General features: G+C 33.4%; 19 protein-coding genes. 12 read left to right on the plus strand and 7 right to left on the minus strand.

Annotated features, from left to right (window positions below):
• Positions 1–610 precede the first annotated feature (610 nt).
• The 6 genes from gyrA to dnaA form a co-directional block, all read right to left on the minus strand.
• Positions 611–3,124 carry a DNA gyrase subunit A gene (gene gyrA / locus AN960_RS03820; protein WP_172795390.1) on the minus strand — a complete coding sequence of 838 codons (2,514 nt, stop codon included), beginning with the start codon at positions 3,122–3,124 and terminating at the stop codon, positions 611–613.
• Positions 3,125–3,190: 66 nt separating this feature from the next.
• Positions 3,191–5,110, minus strand: coding sequence for a DNA topoisomerase (ATP-hydrolyzing) subunit B (gene gyrB, locus AN960_RS03825; protein ID WP_056467295.1), 1,920 nt, complete (start codon positions 5,108–5,110; stop codon positions 3,191–3,193).
• A gap of 97 nt (positions 5,111–5,207) precedes the next feature.
• On the minus strand, positions 5,208–6,329 hold the full coding sequence (gene recF / locus AN960_RS03830) for a DNA replication/repair protein RecF (RefSeq protein ID WP_056467127.1): 1,122 nt from the start codon (positions 6,327–6,329) through the stop codon (positions 5,208–5,210).
• A gap of 17 nt (positions 6,330–6,346) precedes the next feature.
• Positions 6,347–6,565 carry a S4 domain-containing protein YaaA gene (gene yaaA / locus AN960_RS03835; RefSeq protein WP_056467130.1) on the minus strand — a complete coding sequence of 73 codons (219 nt, stop codon included), beginning with the start codon at positions 6,563–6,565 and terminating at the stop codon, positions 6,347–6,349.
• A gap of 217 nt (positions 6,566–6,782) precedes the next feature.
• Positions 6,783–7,928, minus strand: coding sequence for a DNA polymerase III subunit beta (gene dnaN / locus AN960_RS03840; RefSeq protein ID WP_056467133.1), 1,146 nt, complete (start codon positions 7,926–7,928; stop codon positions 6,783–6,785).
• Positions 7,929–8,084: 156 nt separating this feature from the next.
• Positions 8,085–9,431 (minus strand): chromosomal replication initiator protein DnaA, encoded by a 1,347-nt coding sequence (gene dnaA / locus AN960_RS03845; protein WP_056467135.1) that lies wholly within the window; start codon positions 9,429–9,431, stop codon positions 8,085–8,087.
• Between the two features lie 745 nt (positions 9,432–10,176).
• Here dnaA and rpmH point away from each other — a divergent pair.
• From rpmH to AN960_RS03895, 10 genes are all read left to right on the plus strand, one after another.
• Entirely contained in the window at positions 10,177–10,311 is a 135-nt protein-coding gene (gene rpmH, locus AN960_RS03850; protein ID WP_056467137.1) for a 50S ribosomal protein L34, read from the plus strand.
• Between the two features lie 141 nt (positions 10,312–10,452).
• Positions 10,453–10,833, plus strand: a complete 381-nt coding sequence (gene rnpA / locus AN960_RS03855) for a ribonuclease P protein component (protein WP_056467140.1) — start codon at positions 10,453–10,455, stop codon at positions 10,831–10,833.
• Between the two features lie 39 nt (positions 10,834–10,872).
• Complete coding sequence (spoIIIJ, locus tag AN960_RS03860; RefSeq protein WP_056467143.1) at positions 10,873–11,658, plus strand: YidC family membrane integrase SpoIIIJ; 786 nt, start codon at positions 10,873–10,875, stop codon at positions 11,656–11,658.
• Complete coding sequence (jag, locus tag AN960_RS03865) at positions 11,655–12,293, plus strand: RNA-binding cell elongation regulator Jag/EloR (protein WP_056467146.1); 639 nt, start codon at positions 11,655–11,657, stop codon at positions 12,291–12,293. Before spoIIIJ ends, jag begins: the two co-directional genes overlap by 4 nt.
• Before the next feature lie 156 nt (positions 12,294–12,449).
• Positions 12,450–13,826, plus strand: coding sequence for a tRNA uridine-5-carboxymethylaminomethyl(34) synthesis GTPase MnmE (mnmE, locus tag AN960_RS03870; RefSeq protein WP_056467149.1), 1,377 nt, complete (start codon positions 12,450–12,452; stop codon positions 13,824–13,826).
• Between the two features lie 20 nt (positions 13,827–13,846).
• The gene (gene mnmG, locus AN960_RS03875; protein ID WP_056467151.1) at positions 13,847–15,733 is read left to right on the plus strand and encodes a tRNA uridine-5-carboxymethylaminomethyl(34) synthesis enzyme MnmG; all 1,887 of its coding nucleotides are present in this window, start codon (positions 13,847–13,849) and stop codon (positions 15,731–15,733) included.
• Between the two features lie 21 nt (positions 15,734–15,754).
• Entirely contained in the window at positions 15,755–16,474 is a 720-nt protein-coding gene (gene rsmG / locus AN960_RS03880; RefSeq protein ID WP_056467154.1) for a 16S rRNA (guanine(527)-N(7))-methyltransferase RsmG, read from the plus strand.
• Between the two features lie 130 nt (positions 16,475–16,604).
• Complete coding sequence (gene noc, locus AN960_RS03885; protein WP_390310834.1) at positions 16,605–17,411, plus strand: nucleoid occlusion protein; 807 nt, start codon at positions 16,605–16,607, stop codon at positions 17,409–17,411.
• A gap of 127 nt (positions 17,412–17,538) precedes the next feature.
• Positions 17,539–18,300 (plus strand): ParA family protein, encoded by a 762-nt coding sequence (locus AN960_RS03890; RefSeq protein ID WP_025568951.1) that lies wholly within the window; start codon positions 17,539–17,541, stop codon positions 18,298–18,300.
• Complete coding sequence (locus tag AN960_RS03895; RefSeq protein WP_056467159.1) at positions 18,293–19,129, plus strand: ParB/RepB/Spo0J family partition protein; 837 nt, start codon at positions 18,293–18,295, stop codon at positions 19,127–19,129. Before AN960_RS03890 ends, AN960_RS03895 begins: the two co-directional genes overlap by 8 nt.
• Before the next feature lie 105 nt (positions 19,130–19,234).
• On the opposite strand, the gene yyaC is transcribed toward AN960_RS03895, so the two are convergent.
• Positions 19,235–19,822, minus strand: coding sequence for a spore protease YyaC (gene yyaC / locus AN960_RS03900; RefSeq protein WP_056467162.1), 588 nt, complete (start codon positions 19,820–19,822; stop codon positions 19,235–19,237).
• A 194-nt stretch (positions 19,823–20,016) separates the two neighbouring features.
• Between yyaC and AN960_RS03905 the strand changes: the two genes are divergently transcribed.
• Positions 20,017–20,913, plus strand: coding sequence for a mechanosensitive ion channel family protein (locus tag AN960_RS03905; protein ID WP_056467165.1), 897 nt, complete (start codon positions 20,017–20,019; stop codon positions 20,911–20,913).
• A 37-nt stretch (positions 20,914–20,950) separates the two neighbouring features.
• A complete protein-coding gene (locus tag AN960_RS03910; RefSeq protein WP_056467168.1) occupies positions 20,951–21,148 on the plus strand; it encodes a DUF951 domain-containing protein in 198 nt (65 codons plus the stop codon).
• Positions 21,149–21,249 lie beyond the last annotated feature (101 nt).

Genomic DNA, 21,249 nt, shown 5'->3' on the forward strand with positions numbered 1-21,249 from the left:
TAAGTTTAAATCTTGTATTGCTCAAAAAACTAATAATTGACGTTTACTTCATGTTTTGTTTAGTTTTCAAAGTTCATTTTGTCGTCCGTATCTCTTGGCGACTTCTATATAATAACAAATCTAACAACCCAGGTCAATAGTTTTTATAATATAATTTCAAAAAAAATAAAACAGTACGTTTCACTAAATTTCCCTTCAACTTAAGCATTTTATCTTCTCACCTAAAGTAATACAAATCATGGAGATATACTAACCAAAATAGTTTTAATAAAACTGTTTACTATATAGTAGAAAGTATTTCAGGTGCTTACACGATTTAACTTGATTGATCGTAGTTAACTTAAAACATTAACACTGTACTATAAGTGAAAATACCAACCAATTTGATTAGCTCCAAAATTGTCTGATTAATGCTAAGCTTCATTAAGCGCACGGATATTTGGCAATCTCTTTTTTGATTTTTATTTAAATAAGATGTGCACTTAAGGATACATTTTGTTTTATGAAAGAATCAATTATTCTTTCACTCGATTTTCTATGTTTAACACATCCGTATACAATCAAAAAAAGAGAGAACCTACTTGTTCTCTCTTTACTAATCACTGCTCTATTATTCTTCTGTTGTTTCAATATCATCTTCGTTTTCTAGAGTCGTTAATTCTTCAGCTTCATTTTCAGCTTCTTCATCAATTTCCTCTTCTTCTTTCGCGGCAATTGCTACAGTCGCAACATGACCTTCTTGATCAAGTTTAATTAATTTAACACCTTGAGTAACTCGACCTAAACGAGAAATTTGTTCAATTGGCATACGGATTATTACACCAGACTCAGTAATTAACATTAAATCCTGTTCGTCACTTACACATTTTAATGAAATCATTTTACCGTTTTTGTCTGTAACATTAAGTGTTTTTAACCCTTTACCGCCACGACTTTGAATTCGGTATTCTTCCTGTGCAGTTCGCTTACCATAACCTAGTTCCGTAACAACAAGAATATCTAAGTGCTCTTCAACAACTTCCATTCCAACAACATAATCATCATCAGAAAGAGTAATTGCTTTAACACCTGTTGCCGTTCTTCCCATCGATCTAACATCGTCTTCATTAAAACGAATCATCATACCTTTTGAAGTACCGACAACGATATCTTTTGTTCCATCAGTTAAACGTACCGATATTACATCATCATCTTCTTTTAAATTAATTGCAATTAAACCGTTAGTACGAATGTTTGCAAAGGCAGATAAAGGCACACGTTTTGCTATTCCTTGTTTTGTTGTAAAGAATAGGTACCAATCCTCTAAAAATTCACTTACTGGAATAATAGCGTTAATATTTTCATCTCGGTCAATTTCTAGTAAGTTTACGATCGGTAATCCTTTAGCTGTACGACTAAACTCTGGAATCTCGTAACCTTTTGAACGGTATACTTTTCCCTTATTCGTAAAGAATAAAATTGTATCATGTGTTGAAGGTGTTAGTAAGTGTTCTAAGAAGTCATCATTATTAGTACCCATTCCTTGAATACCACGTCCACCTCTACGTTGAGATCGGTAAGTAGAAACTGGAAGACGTTTAATATATCCATTATGAGTTAAACTTACAATGATATTCTCCACTGGTATTAAGTCTTCATCTTCAATGATTTCTAGTCCTCCAGGAACTATTGCTGTTCTTCGTTTATCATTATACTGCTCTTTTAGCTGAGTTAATTCTTCTCGAATAATTTCAAGAACTCTTTCCTCATCAGCAAGAATTGCTCTTAATTCTGCAATTAACTTGATTAGTTCTTGATATTCTTCTTCAATTTTCTCGCGCTCTAAACCAGTTAAACGTTGTAACCTCATATCTAGAATTGCTTGAGCTTGCTTTTCAGATAAGTTAAAAGTTTCCATTAAGCCATGTTTAGCGATTTCTCCCGTTTGAGAAGCTCTAATTAAGCTGATTACCGCATCTAAATGGTCTAAAGCAACTTTTAAACCTTCTAAAATATGTGCACGCGCTTCTGCTTTTTCTAACTCAAACTGTGTTCTACGTTTAATAACAACAATTTGATGGTCTAAATAGTGTTTTAAACAGCTCTTTAGAGATAGAACTTTTGGTTCACCATTTACAAGTGCTAATAAATTAATACCAAAACTTGTTTGAAGAGCAGTTTGTTTATAAAGATTATTTAAAAGTACATTTGCGTTCGCATCTCTTCTAACTTCAATGACAACACGCATACCATTTCGATCAGATTCATCACGTAAATCAGTAATACCTTCTATTTTCTTATCTCGAACTAGTTCAGCAATTCGTTCAACAAGCTTAGCTTTGTTTACTTGATAAGGTAATTCTGTAACAATAATTGTTTGTCTACCATTTGCTTTTTCTTCAATTTCAACTTTTGCTCTAATAATGATCGAGCCTTTACCAGTTTCATAGGCCTTACGGATACCACTTTTACCTAGAATCATACCTGATGTAGGAAAATCTGGTCCTTGAATATATTCCATTAAATCTTGTGTAGTGATTTCTGGATCTTTACTTAATGCAAGAACACCATCAATTACTTCACCTAATTGGTGCGGAGGAATATTTGTTGCCATACCAACCGCTATACCCGTTGCTCCGTTTACCAACAAGTTAGGGAATCGTGCAGGAAGAACGATTGGCTCTCTTTCTGAACCATCATAGTTATCTTGATAATCAATTGTGTTTTTATTAATATCACGAATTAATTCCATCGAAATTTTAGACATTCTAGCCTCTGTGTAACGCATCGCCGCCGCTGCGTCTCCATCAACTGATCCAAAATTCCCATGGCCATCTACTAACATATATCTGAAGTTAAAGTCCTGAGCCATACGTACCATTGTTTCATATACAGCAGAGTCACCATGCGGGTGATACTTACCAATAACTTCACCTACGATACGCGCTGACTTTTTATAAGCTTTATCAGCTGTCATACCTAAATCATTCATTGCATATAAAATTCTTCTATGAACAGGCTTAAGGCCGTCTCGTACATCTGGTAACGCTCGAGAAACAATTACACTCATTGCATAATCTAGGAAGGAATTACGCATTTCATGACTAATATTTATTTCTTTAATTTGTTGATTTTCACTCAACATCGGCACCTCCCTTTAGTTTCCGTATCTACCTGAGAAAAGGAGCATAAAGCTCCTTACAAATACTTGTTAAATATCTAAATTCTTTACATACTTAGCGTTATCTTGAATAAAGTTACGTCTTGGCTCTACTTTTTCACCCATTAATGTTTCAAACGTTTCATCCGCTTCGATCGCATCTTGAAGGTTAACTTGCAGTAACGTTCTAGTTTCTGGATTCATTGTAGTTTCCCATAACTGTTCAGGGTTCATTTCACCTAGACCTTTATATCGTTGGATAACAGGTTTTGGTACTGCATTTAAAGTCGACATAATCTCATCCATTTGTCGATCATTATAAGCATATTGTATTTTTTTCCCTTGCTGGATCTTATATAAAGGTGGTTGAGCAATATAAATATAACCACTTTCAATGATTTGACGCATATAACGATATAAGAACGTTAACAATAAAGTACGGATATGGGCACCATCAACATCAGCATCCGTCATCAATATAATTTTATGATACCTTGCTTTCTCGATATCGAAATCATCACCGATTCCGGTACCAAAAGCAGTAATCATTGAACGAACCTCGTTATTTGATAAAATTTTATCAAGTCGAGCCTTTTCAACGTTAATAATTTTTCCACGTAAAGGAAGAATTGCTTGGAAGTGACGGTCTCGTCCTTGTTTAGCACTTCCACCCGCTGAATCACCCTCAACGATATAAATTTCGCTAATAGAAGAATCTTTTGAAGAACAATCAGCTAATTTCCCAGGTAAACTTGATACTTCTAAAGCACTTTTTCTTCTTGTTAATTCACGAGCCTTTTTAGCAGCAACACGAGCTCTAGCCGCCATTAAACCTTTTTCAACTATTTTTTTAGCCTCTGTCGGATTCTCTAATAAAAACTTTTCAAGTTTCTCTCCAAAAATTTGCTCTGTAATTGTACGAACTTCACTATTACCCAGCTTAGTTTTTGTTTGTCCCTCAAACTGTGGATCTGGATGTTTAATAGAAACGATCGCCGTTAACCCTTCACGTACATCCTCACCAGATAAGTTGCTATCTTGATCTTTAATTAAACCATTCTTACGACCATAATCATTAATAACACGAGTTAAAGCTGTTTTAAATCCAACCTCGTGTGTACCACCTTCGTGTGTATTAATATTATTCGTGAATGAGTAGATATTACTTGTATAGCTTTCGTTATATTGAAGTGCAATTTCTACACTAATTCCATCTTTTTCACCAATAACAAAAATTGGTTCGTCATGTATTACTTCTTTAGAACGATTTAAATGTTCAACGTAAGATTTAATTCCACCTTCGTAATGGAATTCTTTCTTTTGTTTATTTTCTCTACGATCTTCAATTGTTAAGCGAATACCTCTGTTAAGGAATGCTAATTCTCTTAAACGGTTTGCTAATGTATCAAAGTCGTAAACTGTCGTTTCAGTGAAAATTTCTGAATCAGGTTTAAAATGAGTAATTGTACCTGTAACATCAGTTTCACCAACGATACTCATATCTGCAACCGGTATACCTTTAGAAAATTGTTGATAATAAATAGTACCTTCACGATGAACGTGAACTTCTAGCAAAGTAGACAACGCATTTACTACTGAAGCACCTACTCCGTGTAATCCACCAGATACTTTATATCCGCCACCGCCAAATTTTCCACCTGCATGAAGTACCGTCATAATTACTTCTAGTGCAGGTCTACCCATTTTTTCATGAATACCTACTGGAATCCCACGGCCATTATCTTTAACAGTAATACTATTATCTTCTTCAATTGTTACATTAATCTCGTCACAGTATCCAGCCAATGCTTCATCTATACTGTTATCAACGATTTCCCATACTAAGTGATGTAATCCTTTTCCGCTCGTAGAACCGATATACATACCCGGTCTCTTACGTACGGCTTCTAAACCTTCAAGAACTTGTATCTGATTTTCATCATAATTATGTTCTTGCATCTTTTGATCCATTGTCATGAACACTCACCTACTTTTTTTATTTTACATAAAAGAATTAGTAAATTTCAGCTATGCTTATTAGGCGGCGTAGTAGAAATTTCATAAATTATTATCGAGAAGTACTTATAATTGTTCCATGTGAAACATTTATAATATTAGCTTGTTTTATCGTTTCGTGCTGAATTCCGTCGACACTTGTTGTTGTGACAAAAGTCTGTACTTTATTTTGAATTGCATTTAATAAGTGTGTTTGACGATAGTCATCTAACTCTGAAAGAACATCATCTAATAAAAGAATTGGATATTCTCCAACTTCCTCTTTAATTAGTTCAATTTCTGCTAGTTTTAATGAAAGAGCTGTTGTCCGCTGCTGTCCTTGCGATCCAAAAGTTTGAACGTTTTTATCATTTACCATAAAAACTAAATCATCTCTATGCGGACCAAGCAATGTAGTACCTCTTGATACTTCACGCTCTTTTTCAGCTTCGAATTGTTTTATGTACTCATCTTCCATTTTCGTCAAATCTGTTAAATCTGATACATTAATGCTTGGTTTATATATAATTTCTAGTTTTTCGGTCTCTCTAGAAATTTGACTATGAATAGGCGATGCCCAATCCTGTAGTAATTTGATGAACGAAATTCGTTTTTCAATTATTTTTACGGCATGTTTTACAAGCTGAGATGTTAGGACTTCAAGCATTAAATAGTTCCGATCTCGGCTGGTTTGTAATGTTTTTAGTAGTGAATTTCGCTGTTGGAGGATTCTCTGGTATTGACTTAATTCATGTAGGTAAACAGGCGAAACTTGTCCTAGTTCCATATCTAGGAATTTACGACGCACTTGCGGACTACCTTTTACTAAATGTAAATCTTCCGGTGCAAACATAACGACATTCATCACGCCTATATATTGACTTAACTTCATCTGTTCAAGATGGTTCAGCTTTGCTTTCTTACCTTTCTTTGAGAGGATTAGCTGTAGTGTTACTTGCTGATTTTTTTTCTGTAACGTACCCTTTATTGTACCATATTCTTCATCCCAACGTATCATTTCTTTGTCGTTACTTGTTCGGTGGGACTTTGTTAAAGCTAGCACATAAATGGATTCCATTAAATTTGTTTTACCTTGAGCATTCTCACCAATAATGACGTTAACATTATTTTGAAAGTTTAACTCAAGGTTTTCATAATTACGGTATTGTTTTATTTGTAAATCTTTAATATACAATGGGATTCCCCCAAAACTTATGAAGTTATAATATACGAACCTTTACCAGTTATATAAATTGTATCATTTAAAACTAATTTTTTTCCTCTTCTATTCTCAGGTTCATTGTTTACAAAGATTTCATGCTCTGATAAAAACCATTTAGCCATTCCACCTGTATCAATTACACCCGCAAGCTTTAAAAATTGACCTAATGTAATATAATCTGTATTTATTTTAACTTTTTCTGTTTTCATCTTTTATCACCCTCATTTATCCATTCCTTAATTGTACTAAACTTCTGTAAGAAAAAAAACACTTAACCCTTATTTTGTCTATTAAGTAAAAAAAGACTGACCTCAATGTACTATGCACTCCCCAAACAAGTTGTAGAATAAATTCTTTATTCATTCTGCTCGTTGGAGATTGCTAGTACATTCTATTAGGTCAGCCCCTTTCGATAGAATTTACTAACTAGTATGTGCGAACTGGTAAAATTAATTGCAATGTTCTTGAATCATTTACAGTACGAATTAAAAATGGTCTCATAGCCCCTGTGAATTGAATATAAATTTCTGGGCTTTCTATTGCTTTTAATGCATCCATAACATATTTCGCACTGAAAGAGATTTTTAACTCTTCACCTTTAATATCCTCACAAACAATTTCATCTACTACTTTACCGATTTCAGGAGAATAAGAAGAAACATTGACTAATGAGTTACCAACTGTTTCTAAGTGGACAACATTATTTCTACCTTCTCTCGCTAATAAAGAAGCACGATCAATTGCTTGTAGGAATTCTTTTGTCATTACAGTTAGTTCCGTTTTACTTTCACTTGGAATTAACTTTGATGTATCAGGATAATTCCCTTCTAGTAATCGAGTAAAGAACAATAGATGTTTAGTCTTAAATAAAGCTTGATGTTCTGTTAAGACGATCTCTACTTTTTCATCATTGTCATCTAGAATTTTACTTAATTCATTTAGACTTTTCCCAGGAATTACTACGCTAGCTTTAAATTCACTTGTTGTAGAACTTCCGTCAATTTTAGCTTGTCTTAAAGCTAGTCGGTGACTATCTGTCGCTATACACGTTAGATCACCATTTTCAATCTTCCAGTTTACACCGGTTAAAATTGGTCTAGTCTCTGAAGTTGATACTGCAAATACTGTTTGACGAATCATAAACTTTAATAAATCTGCAGAGATCGAAATTGTTTCATGTTCTTCAATTTGAGGAAGTAGTGGATATTCCTCAGAATCAAAACCATTTAAGCTAAATTCAGTTTTTCCCGCTCTTATTGTTGTTACATAATTATTATCAGATTCTAATTCGACAAAATCTGAAGGTAATTTTTTTACAATATCACTAAAATATCGAGCATTTAATACAATGCTTCCAGTTTGTTTTACATCAACTAGTTGTTGATCATCTAAAACTATTGGTAAATAAGATTCTATAGATATATCTGAATCACTACCTGTGAAAGTTAATCCTTCAGTTGTAACGACTAATTTAATTCCAGTTAAGATTGGAATAGTTGTTCTTGATGAAACAGCTCTCATAACTTCTTGTACAGCTTTAACAAGATGATCTTTTTGTACCGTAAATTTCATTGTTTGTACTCCTTATATAATTTATAAAATAATATAGTAATAGTAGTAGGGCCTGTGAATTTGTGGATAACTATAATTTAGTAAAGAAAAATAAGTCTATCAACATGTGGATAGACTGTGTAAAAAAGATAGAAAGTTATGCACAGGTAAATAACTCTACTGATTTAATTTTTCATTGATTTCTTTAACTTGAGATTGCAACTGTGTGTCAGTTTCAATTAATTTTGAGATTTTTTCATGCGCATGAATAACAGTTGTATGATCTCGGCCTCCAAACTCTTCTCCTATTTTAGGTAAAGAATGGTCTGTAAGCTCTCTCGAAAGATACATTGCAATCTGTCTTGGGAAGGCTACGGATTTTGTACGTTTCTTTGCTTTAAAATCCTCTAATTTAATACTAAAAAATTCTCCAACTGTTCGTTGAATATCGTGTATTGATACTGTTTTAGGCTTCGTCGCAGTGATTAAATTCTTTAAGGCTTCAGCGGCCACACTAGCGTTTATATCTTTGTTAATTAACGATGAATAAGCGACTACACGAATAAGTGCTCCTTCTAACTCACGGATGTTTGTATCAATTTGATTTGCTATATATAACATTACCTCATTTGGAATATCTAACCCCTCAGCCTTAGCCTTTTTACGTAAGATCGCTATCCTAGTTTCTAAATCTGGTGGTGTAATATCTGTAATAAGGCCCCATTCAAATCGTGAACGAAGTCGATCTTCTAATGTAGGAATTTCTTTAGGTGGTCGGTCACTTGAAATAATGATTTGTTTACTTTCTTCATGAAGTGTATTAAACGTATGGAAAAATTCTTCCTGTGTTTGTTCTTTTCCAGCTAAGAACTGAATATCATCTATAAGTAGCACGTCTACATTACGATACTTATTTCTAAATTCAATTGCTTTATTATCACGAATTGAATTAATGAACTCATTTGTAAATTTTTCTGATGATAAATAAACGACTTTGGCATTTGGATTATGCTCAAGTACATAGTGTCCAATTGCGTGCATTAAGTGGGTTTTTCCTAACCCAACGCCCCCATATATAAATAATGGGTTATAGGCTTTTGCAGGTGCCTCAGCAACCGCTAATGATGCCGCATGGGCAAAACGGTTACCTGAACCAATTACGAAAGTATCAAAAGTATATTTAGGGTTTAACATACTTTGGTTGAACTCTACTGGTTCCTCAAATTTTACTTTTGCTTTAACTGCCGGTATATTCATCTCTATTTCTTCTACATGATTTTGAGGAAGGATAAATTTGATTTCTAATTCCGCTCCAGTTATTTCTAAAACTGTATCCATTATTAAAGATGAATACTTTGACTCAAGCCAATCACGGGCGAATTCATTTGGCGCAATAATTGTTAAAGTATCATTCTTTAAAGAAAATGCCTTTGTTGATTTTAGCCATGTTTCAAAGCTTGGTTTACTTATTTTTTTTTCTATTTCTGCTAGAACCCTGGACCACAGATCCCCTATATTCTCCAAACGGTAATCCCTCCTTACAAAGCTTGTTCAACTTTTGTACAAGCACATAAATTAAGTATTTATTTTTATTCATGTCTTTGAATATGCGTTATTTTATAAAACTGCAAAAAACCACTTTATTTGACAGTATTCACCCTTGTGGATAACTTTAAAATAGTACAAGTGTAAAACCTGTCCACAAGTTATTAACATCTGTGGACAAATAAAAATAAAAAACAAGTTGTCCAAAGTGGAAAACAAATTAATAATATCAAAAATCTTAAGCTATTTCAATGAGCAGTTAATGTTATCCACATGCTAATCCACTTGTTTAAAAAAATTGTCCACAGAAAAAGAACTTGTGTAAAAGTTGTCAGTAACCATTGTGGGTAAAAAAAGTGTAGAAAAATATTATCCACAGAGCACTTAACAATTTTAAGAAAAGGGGAAGCACTACTTTTTTATAGATTTTTTTATTCACTTAAAGTTCCGTTCCAAAAAATCTTTCGACACCACATCTTTTGCTCGGATTACTCGTTTATAATTTTTTTGGAGGGAAATGATAGGAATAAATCACATTTCTTTTATTAAATAAGTAACTATTTATTATTTTTTTCTTACTAAAACTCACTGGATCAGCCACTCTTCATAAATTGGAAATAATTATTCTTTATGATTTAACATCTTACATTGACATTAATAGTAGTTATTCTTTATAATTTATAGGACTGTCTATTACAGTAATTCCTCAGGGAGGTGTCATATAATGAAAAGAACATTTCAACCAAACAAACGTAAACGCAGCAAAGTACATGGTTTCCGTAGCCGTATGAGCACTGCAAATGGACGTAAAGTTCTAGCAGCTCGTCGTCGTAAAGGAAGAAAAGTATTATCTGCGTAGGCCACTGTCAACAGTGGTCTTTTTCACTAATAAGAAGGCCTTTTTTGCTTTTATGTCACAATTTGTAAGTAAAAAAGGCCTCATTTTTTATAAAAAAGTTGTTATGATAATTGAAGGAATCATTTGAGGTGTCAGTGGAACATGAACAAGAAAAACAGAATAAAAAAGAATGCAGATTTTAGTCGCGTTTTTCAAGAGGGATCGTCAACTGCGAATCGGCAATTTGTAATCTATACATTAAAAAAGGAAGATCAAAAGCAATTTCGTATAGGATTATCTGTTAGCAAGAAGTTAGGTAATGCTGTAATGAGAAATCATATTAAGCGGTATATAAGACAAGCTCTTACTGAATTAAGTGATGATCTTCGTGTGAATATGGATTATGTTGTAATCGCAAGAAAGCCCTGTACTGAACTACCCTTCAATGAATTTAAAAAAAGTTTAATTCATGTGTTGAAAAGGGCGGAAGCGCTTAAAATACATGATTCAAAACATAAATTAGATAAAAATCAAATTAAGTAATTACATATTTAAATGTAACTTCTTAAAGGAGGAACTAGTTTGAAGACTAAGAAGTACCAATTGCTAGTTACAGTTCTTTTATTAGTAGTCGTGTTAGCTGGGTGTTCGCAAACAAACCAACCGATTACATCTGAAAGTACGGGGATTTGGAATGAGTATTTCGTTTATCCACTATCATGGTTAATCACGGCTGTATCTAAAATTTTTGGTGGAAGTTATGGGATGTCGATTATCGTCGTAACACTTTTAATCCGTTTAGCATTACTACCATTAATGATTAAACAAATTAAAAGTACAAAAGCGATGCAATCAATCCAGCCTGAAATGGCCAAACTTAAAGAAAAATATTCTTCTAAGGATCAAAAAACAGTCCAAAAATTAAATGAAGAAACAATGAAGTTGTACCAACAACATGGTGTAAATCCACTATCTGGTTGTTTACCAATTTTTATTCAAATGCCAATCTTAATTGCTTTCTATCATGCAATTATGAGAACAATGGAAATTAAAGCACATGACTTCCTATGGTTCCAATTAGGCCACCCGGATCCAATTTATGCTTTACCAATCATCGCTGGTATTACAACTTTCATTCAACAAAAGGTGTCAATGAGTACTGGTTCAATGACAGGACCTGCTGCTCAACAAATGAAAATCATGCTTTATGTTATGCCAATCATGATTTTAGTATTTGCTGTTAGACTTCCTTCTGCTTTAGCTTTATATTGGGTAGTTGGTAATACATTTATGATTCTTCAAACATTATTTGTTAATAGAGGTAATACTACCGTAAAAAATAAAAATGTAGGAGGGGCTAGTAAGTGAGAGAAGTAACTGCTACTGGTCAAACAATCGAACAAGCAGTTCAAATAGCACTTCAGCAACTTAGTTCAACAGAAGAAGACGTAGACATTACAGTAATCGAAGACGGTAAAAAAGGATTTTTAGGATTTGGTGCTAAACCTGCTAAAGTATTAGTTGTTAAAAAGAAGACTTTAATCGAAAAAGCATACGACTACCTTTTAAATATTGTTAAAAGTCTTGATGAAACTGCAGATGTAAGTTTCGAATTGCAAGGTACTAAAGAACAAACCTTCTTATTTACAGTAAAGGGTGACAAGGTTGCTCTTATTATTGGAAAAAGAGGTAATACTTTAAATGCTCTTCAATTCTTAGTTCAAACATTTGTAAATCGTCATTCAAAACAATTGATTCATGTTGTCGTTGACGCTGAGAATTATCGATTAAAACGTAAGGAGTCACTAGAGATTCTTGCAAAAAAGACTGCTCAAACAGTTTTAAAAACAAGAAAAGCGATCTCTTTAGAGCCAATGCCTTCTTTCGAAAGAAAAATTATACATCATATACTGACGGATATGCCAAATATCTCTACGAAGTCTGTAGGCCAAGATCCGCATCGTCAATTAGTTATAGATTTAAAGAAACCAATTAAGGGTTAATCCTTAATTGGTTTTTTAATGTTCTTCATTCAAGTCATATAAGTTTACTTGTACTTTCGTACGGTTATAATATAAAAACATTCAATTTTATGCTATGCTATAGATTTAGAAGTAACATGTTAACTTTTGTTTAACATGCTCCGAGGTGATTTTTTGATGGAATTCGATACAATTACAGCGATATCGACACCAAAAGGTGAGGGTGCAATTGCCATCGTTCGTTTAAGTGGCGATGAAGCTGTTCAAATAGCGAATAAATTATTTAAAGAAAAAGATTTAAATATAGTAGATTCACACACAATTCATTATGGACATTTAGTTGATCCAAGTTCCGGGAATACTGTTGAGGAAGTTATGGTCTCAATCTTAAGAGCACCAAAAACATTTACACGTGAAGATGTTGTCGAAATAAATTGTCATGGTGGAATTTTTTCGGTAAACAAAGTACTTGAATTAGTACTATCGCAAGGTGCTAGATTAGCGGAGCCTGGTGAATTTACGAAAAGAGCATTTCTTAATGGACGAATCGACCTGTCGCAGGCCGAAGCAGTAATGGATTTAATTCGTTCAAAGACTGACAGAGCAATGGCTATCGCAATGAATCAAGTAGAAGGTCGATTGTCTAAGCTGGTTAATAGCTTAAGACAAACATTACTTGAGATTTTGGCTCATATTGAAGTAAATATTGATTACCCTGAATATGATGATGTTGAAGAAATGACCAATACTGTTTTAATTGAAAAAGCAAGAACAGTTCGAGTTGAAATACAAAAACTACTAGAAACATCAAAACAAGGTAAGATTTTACGTGAAGGACTATCTACTGTGATTATAGGTAGACCAAATGTCGGAAAATCATCTCTTTTAAACACGCTTGTTCAGGAGAGCAAAGCAATTGTTACTGATATTCCAGGTACAACTCGTGACGTTATTGAAGAATACGTAAATGTAAAGGGTGTACCATTACGACTAATTGATACAGCCGGTATTCGGGAAACTAAGGATGTTGTAGAAGCAATTGGTGTTGAAAGATCTAAAAAAGTATTGAATTTGGCTGACTTAGTTTTATTTGTTTTAAATAATAATGAGCAATTAAGTGAAGAAGACCGTAAATTATTTGGTGAAATGAGCGGTAAAGATGTAATTGTGATCATTAACAAAACAGATTTGCCACAAAATCTTGATATGGATGAAGTAAAAGCGTTAGTTGGTAATGCTACAATTGTTACGACTTCCTTAAAAGAAGAAAAAGGAATAGATGATTTAGAAAAAGCAATTGCCAACTTATATTTTGAAGGACAAATTGAGGCACAAGATTTAACCTATTTATCTAATGCTAGACATATTGCGCTATTAAAACAATCAGAACAGACAATTAATGATGCAATTGAGGCAATGAAAAATGGTATGCCGATTGACTTAGTACAGATTGACTTAACAAGAGCGTGGGAATTGTTAGGTGAAATCATTGGAGATACAGTTCAGGAAAGTTTAATCAACCAGCTATTTTCTCAATTCTGTTTAGGAAAATAAAATGGTTAGGAGGAGAAAAGATGAGTTTTGAAGCAGGCAATTATGATGTAATCGTTATTGGAGCTGGTCATGCTGGATGTGAAGCCGGTTTGTCATCTGCTCGAATGGGTGCAAAAACGTTAATGCTAACAATAAATCTCGATATGGTAGCATTTATGCCTTGTAACCCATCTGTAGGTGGTCCTGCCAAGGGGATTGTTGTACGTGAAATTGATGCACTTGGCGGTGAAATGGGTCGAAATATCGATAAAACACATATTCAAATGAGAATGTTAAATACGGGTAAAGGTCCTGCAGTACGCGCATTGCGTGCTCAAGCGGATAAATTTGCGTATCAACACGAATTAAAGAAAACCATTGAAAATACAGAGAATCTAACTCTAAAACAAGGTTTAGTAGAAAGATTAATTGTAGAAGATGGGCAATGTACAGGTGTAATTACACAAACAGGTGCAATTTATCGTTCAAAGACAGTTGTCATTACAACGGGTACTTTCTTACGTGGAGAAATTATTGTAGGAGAATTAAAATACTCAAGTGGTCCTAATAACCAACAACCAGCAATTAAGCTTTCTGAGCACTTAGAGGAATTAGGTATAGAACTTGTTCGTTTTAAAACAGGTACGCCTCCTCGTGTAAATAGTCATAGTATTGATTATTCAAAAACAGAAATACAACCTGGCGATGATGTACCTCGTGCATTTTCATTCGAAACGGAACCAGTTGAAACAGAACAAATTCCTTGTTGGTTAACTTATACAAGTGAAACTACACATCAAATCATCGACGATAACTTACACCGTTCGCCTATGTACTCTGGTATGATTAAAGGTACTGGGCCACGCTATTGTCCTTCTATTGAGGATAAAGTTGTCCGATTTAATGATAAACCGAGACATCAAATTTTCTTAGAGCCTGAAGGAAGAAATACTCAAGAAGTTTATGTACAAGGATTATCAACTAGTTTACCTGAAGATGTACAGGAAAAAATGCTGCGTTCAATTGCAGGTCTTGAAAATGTTCAAATGATGAGAACTGGATATGCAATTGAATATGACGCGATTGTACCTACTCAATTATGGCCAACTTTAGAACTTAAACAAATTAAGAATCTGTATACTGCTGGTCAAATTAACGGAACTTCTGGTTATGAAGAAGCAGCGGGTCAAGGTTTAATCGCAGGAATTAATGCTGCATGTCGTTCTTTAGATAAAGAAGAGTTAATTTTAGATCGCTCTGAAGCTTACATTGGTGTTTTAATTGATGACCTGGTAACTAAAGGGACAAATGAACCGTACCGTCTTCTTACCTCTAGAGCAGAATATCGATTATTATTACGCCACGATAATGCCGATTTACGTTTAACTAAAATTGGTCAAAGACTTGGTTTAATAAATGATGAAAGATATGCAGAGTTTGAACAAAAGAAAATGTTAATTGAAGAAGAAATAGAGCGTTTAAAAGCAACTCAATTAAGACCGACAAAAGAAGTACAGGAATTAATTGTACAAAATGGTGGTAGCGAGCTGAAAGATGGCATTCGTGCAGCAGATCTTTTACGCCGCCCTGAAATGCTTTATGAACATATCCATCTTCTTACTCCATCTGAAAAAGACTTGCATTCAGATGTTAAAGAGCAAGTTGAAATACAAATTAAGTATGAAGGTTATATTGAAAAATCATTAAATCAAGTAGAACGCATGAAAAGAATGGATTTAAAGAGAATCCCTGAAAATATCGATTATCAAGCTATTCACGGCCTTGCTACTGAGGCAAGACAAAAGCTTGAGCAAGTGCGCCCTCTATCAGTAGGTCAAGCTTCTCGTATATCTGGTGTTAATCCAGCAGATATTTCAATTCTACTTGTTTATTTAGAACAAGGAAAAATTGCAAGAATATCGAACTAATAATAGATAGGGGTATTACTAGTGAATAAAGAACAATTTATCGCTGCTCTTAAAGATAAAGGAATCCATTTGTCAGATTTTCAATTAAAACAATTTGATATATATTTCCACACATTAGTTGAGTGGAATAATAAAATGAACTTAACTGCTATTACAGAAGAAGACGAAGTATATTTAAAGCATTTTTATGATTCAATTAGCGCTGCCTTTTATTTCGACTTCGCTGGTGAAATTACTTTATGTGACATTGGTGCAGGAGCGGGCTTCCCCTCTATCCCAATTAAAATATGTTTCCCATCTATCAAATTAACGATCGTAGACTCCCTTCAAAAAAGGATTACATTTTTAAATCATTTAGCGAAGGAATTACAACTAGAGAATGTATCATTTATTCATGATCGAGCAGAAACTTTTGCTAAAAGAACTGGTATGAGAGAATCTTTTGATGTTGTAACTGCTAGAGCAGTTGCTAGAATGTCTGTGTTAACTGAATTATGCTTACCACTTGTTAAACAAAATGGCCACTTTGTTGCACTTAAAGGTGCTGCTGGTCAAGAAGAGTTAGAAAAAGCAAATTATGCTATAAAAACTCTTGGTGGAGAAGTTAAATCAATTAATCACTTTACTCTCCCAAGTGAAGACAGTGATCGAAATATTGTTATAGTAGAAAAGAAACGTAAAACGCCAACTAAGTACCCTCGTAAACCGGGTACTCCTGGTAAAGAACCATTAGAGATTTAATATGATAAACTAACAAATGTTTCACGTGAAACATTTGTTATGTTTATTCTATTGTGAACGAAATTCTAAAAGGGTGGGAATCACATTGAAAAGCACATTATCTAGGTTATTTGGCTTATCAGAAAAAGAAATTAGTGATGATGTTCAAGATTCGGTTTCGAGTAATGAAGTTATTCGCCAAATTCCAGTATCGGACATTGTACCGAATCAGTATCAGCCTAGAACATTCTTTGATGATGAAAAAATTAAAGAACTAGCGCTAACGATTCGAACTCATGGTATTATTCAACCAATTGTTGTTAGGGAGATTAGACCAAACTTTTATGAAATAATTGCCGGGGAAAGAAGATTCAGGGCTGTTTCATCTTTAGGTTGGGATACAATTCCTGCAATTGTGAAAACGTTTAATGATACAGAGACTGCCTCCGTCGCTCTGATTGAAAATTTACAACGTGAAGAACTATCTCCTTTTGAAGAAGCCGTAGCTTACCAAAAATTAATTGATTTACATAACTTAACTCAAGAGGCACTAGCTCAGCGATTAGGTAAAGGTCAATCGACTGTTGCAAATAAATTGAGGTTGTTGAAACTCCCTGGGGAAATACAACAAGCATTATTGGATAAGTCGATTACAGAACGTCATGCACGAGCACTAATTCCATTAAAGTTACCTCAACTACAAATTACTCTTCTTCATGAAATAATTGAAAAGCAATTGAATGTTAAACAAACAGAAGAGCGAGTAGTAACATTACTAACTGAGAAAAAACCAAAGGCTAAACGTAAATTTAAGGCTATTAGTAAAGATATACGTATTGCGATGAATACGATCCGCGAATCTTTACAAATGGTTACTAAAACAGGCATGAATATTGATAGTCAAGAAGAAGAACATGATGACTATTACCAAATAACAATTAAAATACCAAAGAAATAAACATTAAATTCACCTCTTTACAGTGGTGAATTTTTTTATTCATTTTTAAATCTAGACACAACGATGAATCTATTCATGGTAAAATAGAAAATAAGAATTGTTTGTTGTGGAAGGAGTAGATTACATAGTGGTTAAAGTAATCTCTATAGCTAATCAAAAAGGTGGTGTTGGTAAGACTACAACATCGGTTAATTTAAGTGCTTGTTTAGCTCATTTAGGAAAAAAAGTATTACTAGTCGATATAGATCCTCAAGGTAATGCAACTAGTGGTATTGGAATTGAAAAAGCTGATGTAAATCAGTGTGTTTACAATGTATTAGTTGATGATGTTGAGGCGAAAAATGTCATTTTAAACACTGCTATTCCAAATTTCGATATTATTCCAGCAACAATTCAACTTGCTGGAGCAGAAATTGAATTAGTACCTACTATTTCTAGAGAAGTACGATTAAAGCGCGCTTTAGATACAGTAAAAGGTAACTATGATTATATTTTAATAGATTGTCCTCCATCATTAGGTTTATTAACTTTAAACTCACTAACTGCTTCTGATTCAATTATTATTCCAGTTCAGTGTGAGTATTACGCACTTGAAGGTTTAAGTCAGCTATTAAGTACTGTACGCTTAGTACAAAAACATTTAAATAAAAATTTAGCAATTGAAGGCGTATTGTTAACGATGCTAGATGCTCGTACAAATTTAGGGCTTCAAGTTATAGAAGAAGTAAAAAAATATTTTCAAGATCGTGTCTATAAATCAATTATTCCAAGAAATGTACGCTTAAGTGAAGCACCAAGTCATGGTAAACCGATCATTACATATGATCCAAAGTCAAGAGGTGCAGAAGTATATCTCGATCTAGCAAAGGAAGTGATTGATAATGGCTAAAGGGTTAGGAAAAGGCATTGGAGCGTTTTTTCAAGATATTAATCAGCAAGAAGAGTTAGTCCAGGAAATTGATCTTAAAGAACTTAGACCTAATCCATACCAACCTCGCAAAGTATTTGATGAGACTGCAATGTTAGAATTAACTCAATCAGTGATTGAACATGGGATTCTTCAACCAATCATTGCAAGAAAAAGCATAAAAGGTTTCCAAATCGTTGCTGGAGAGAGACGCTATCGCGCTGCAAGGAATGCAGGTTTAAATACAGTTCCAGTTATTGTTAGAGACCTGAGTGAAGAGCAAATGATGGAGTTAGCTGTATTAGAAAATTTACAGCGAGATGATTTAAATCCTCTTGAAGAAGCTGAAGCATATCAAACTTTAATTGAACAATTACACTTAACGCAAGAACAACTGGCAAAGAAACTTGGAAAAAGTCGTCCACATATTGCTAACTATTTAAGAATTTTAACTTTACCTAATTCTGTTCAAAAAATGGTCGAAGAAGGCACGCTCTCAATGGGACACGGAAGAGCACTTTTAGGACTAAAACGAAAAGGATTAATTGAGGGTACCGCACTAAAAGTAATTGAAAAAAACTTAAGTGTTCGTGAGGTTGAATCGTTAGTCAATGATCTGAATGAAAATGTTTCACGTGAAACATCAAAGAAAAATCCAACTAAAAACATATTTTTTAGTGAATATGAGGATCTTTTACAAGAAAAATTCGGAACGTCAGTTAAAATTAAATCGGCTAAAGATAAAGGGAAAATAGAAATCCAATTCTTTAACAAAGAGGATTTGGAAAGAATTCTTTCAATTATAAAATGAGTTACTCATAGGGAATATTAAATGTGTTGTCTTCCAATGCAGTTAATACTCCCTTTTTGTTTTTTATCTAACCATTTTACAATTGAAAGTTAGGAAACTATTATGTTAAAAATCTAATTGGCAGGTAAATTTTTTTTCAGTTTCTTTAATTGAATTCGCAATAAACTTAGCCATTTTCATTACAAGGCTTAATCTAGTATTTTGTAAAACGTAGAACTCCATGAATCCACTAACATTTACAACACCAGTTAAGTTAATTTCACCTACTAAAGGTAATTCTTTTTTCATTGCAGCACCAGGTTTTAATGGGCCATTGGATAAGCGCACGCTACCAATGCTTTTTACTCTGCCTAAACATGCATCTACAGCAATGATAAATGGATTGTTATATCTGCCTTTAATTTTTTCAAGTTGTTCTGAAAGATTTAACGCATGAATTGGCTCATCAAGAGTACCATAATAATGAAATCTACTTAAGTTTAATTCTCCTAACATGGTTCCAACTAAAGGACCTAAAGAGTCTCCCGTGGAACGGTCAGTTCCAATACATACAAATACAATTTCTTTAGTGTGAACACTTGGAAGCGACTTACATAAACGATCTGCAAATCTGTTAATAGCGTTTTCGTCATCTAGAAATACAGAATAATCATCCTTGAATAGGTTACGCAAAGGATTTGCTGAAAATTGCATAATATCGCCTACTTTTCATTTAAGAGAGTAGTATTAGTTTATGCAAAATTTAAACAATTTATACTTTTGTCAAGCAATCTTCGTTATTAAATTAAATCATTATTACATTTGTTCATATTTGTAGTTTTAAGGTGATAATTCGTTTAGTATTACGTTAAAAGTCATTTGAAAATAGATAGGGGGAAAAATACAGTATGAATAATGCAGCAGATAAAATAGAAAATGCTGAGAAATTAGTAAAAAAAAGCATGCTAACTCCAGAACAATGGGACACAATTTTAAATTCAACAATAAAAATAGCGCTAATTATTATCGTTTCAGTATTGGCTGTAAAACTCGGAAGAAAGTTAATCCGTAATCTCTTAAAAGTTAATGCTAGAGGACCGTTACAAGTATCAGAAAGAAGATCAGTAACACTTATTAAATTGATGGAAAATGTACTTGCATATGTAATATTCTTTATTGCTGCTTTGACGATTCTCCCGATATTTGGCGTGGAAATAAAAGGACTTTTAGTTGGAGCAGGAATAGGTGGCGTAGCAATTGGTTTTGGGGCACAAAGTTTAGTAAAAGATATCATTTCTGGATTTTTTATTTTGTTTGAAGATCAATTTTCAGTTGGTGATTATATTAGAGTTCAAACTTTTGAAGGAACAGTATTATCAATCGGTTTAAAAACAACTAAAATTAGAAGTGGAACTGGTGAGCTTCATATCATCCAAAATGGAATGATTACTGAAGTAACCAATTTTTCATTACATAATGCTGTGGCAATGGTAGATGTTAGTATTTCATATGAGGGCGATATTGAACATGCACAAAATGTAATTGAAAAACATCTAGAAACTATGCCAGCTAGATATGAAGAAATGATAAAACCTCCAGAGTTTCTTGGGATACAAAACTTGGGTCCTTCTGAAGTAACATTGAGAATATCTTCAGAAGTTAGAGCAATGACACAGTTTAAAATTTCTAGAGCAATTCGAAAAGAAATTAAGGAAGTACTTGAAAGAAATAACATAGAAATTTCGTATCCAAAAATGGTATTATATAAACAACCAGAAACTAAAAATGAAAATGCGAATGTATAGTTTGTATGCTACTATTTTAAGGAAGTGAAGTTTTTACATGGAAGAAAAAGAATTTAGCCTAAATGATATAGTAGAAATGAAAAAACCTCATCCTTGTGGAGTGAACAGATGGAAAATTATTCGAATGGGTATGGACATTCGATTAAAATGTGAGGGGTGTGAGCATAGCGTATTAATACCGCGCAGAGAGTTCACACGAAAATTAAAAAAGGTTTTAGTTCGATCTGAAGAGTAGGACGATTTTTAAATCAATGGGTATCTAGTAGAGCAATTTGAAGGATCGCTCGTATTAGATACCTTTCGTATGTTTAGAATTAATATTCAGATTTTCTTGTT

Origin of the sequence: Bacillus sp. FJAT-25509 (assembly GCF_001420605.1) — a bacterium.
Taxonomy (GTDB): Bacteria; Bacillota; Bacilli; order Bacillales; family Bacillaceae_G; genus Gottfriedia.

Excerpts from the sequence above, each read along its gene's own strand:
- gyrA (WP_172795390.1), bottom strand. The coding sequence starts at position 3,124 with ATGTTGAGTGAAAATCAACAAATTAAAGAAATAAATATTAGTCATGAA.
- gyrB (WP_056467295.1), bottom strand. The coding sequence starts at position 5,110 with ATGGATCAAAAGATGCAAGAACATAATTATGATGAAAATCAGATACAA.
- yaaA (WP_056467130.1), bottom strand. The coding sequence starts at position 6,565 with ATGAAAACAGAAAAAGTTAAAATAAATACAGATTATATTACATTAGGT.
- dnaN (WP_056467133.1), bottom strand. The coding sequence starts at position 7,928 with ATGAAATTTACGGTACAAAAAGATCATCTTGTTAAAGCTGTACAAGAA.
- rpmH (WP_056467137.1), top strand. The coding sequence starts at position 10,177 with ATGAAAAGAACATTTCAACCAAACAAACGTAAACGCAGCAAAGTACAT.
- rnpA (WP_056467140.1), top strand. The coding sequence starts at position 10,453 with ATGAACAAGAAAAACAGAATAAAAAAGAATGCAGATTTTAGTCGCGTT.
- mnmE (WP_056467149.1), top strand. The coding sequence starts at position 12,450 with ATGGAATTCGATACAATTACAGCGATATCGACACCAAAAGGTGAGGGT.
- mnmG (WP_056467151.1), top strand. The coding sequence starts at position 13,847 with ATGAGTTTTGAAGCAGGCAATTATGATGTAATCGTTATTGGAGCTGGT.
- AN960_RS03895 (WP_056467159.1), top strand. The coding sequence starts at position 18,293 with ATGGCTAAAGGGTTAGGAAAAGGCATTGGAGCGTTTTTTCAAGATATT.
- yyaC (WP_056467162.1), bottom strand. The coding sequence starts at position 19,822 with ATGCAATTTTCAGCAAATCCTTTGCGTAACCTATTCAAGGATGATTAT.
- AN960_RS03905 (WP_056467165.1), top strand. The coding sequence starts at position 20,017 with ATGAATAATGCAGCAGATAAAATAGAAAATGCTGAGAAATTAGTAAAA.
- AN960_RS03910 (WP_056467168.1), top strand. The coding sequence starts at position 20,951 with ATGGAAGAAAAAGAATTTAGCCTAAATGATATAGTAGAAATGAAAAAA.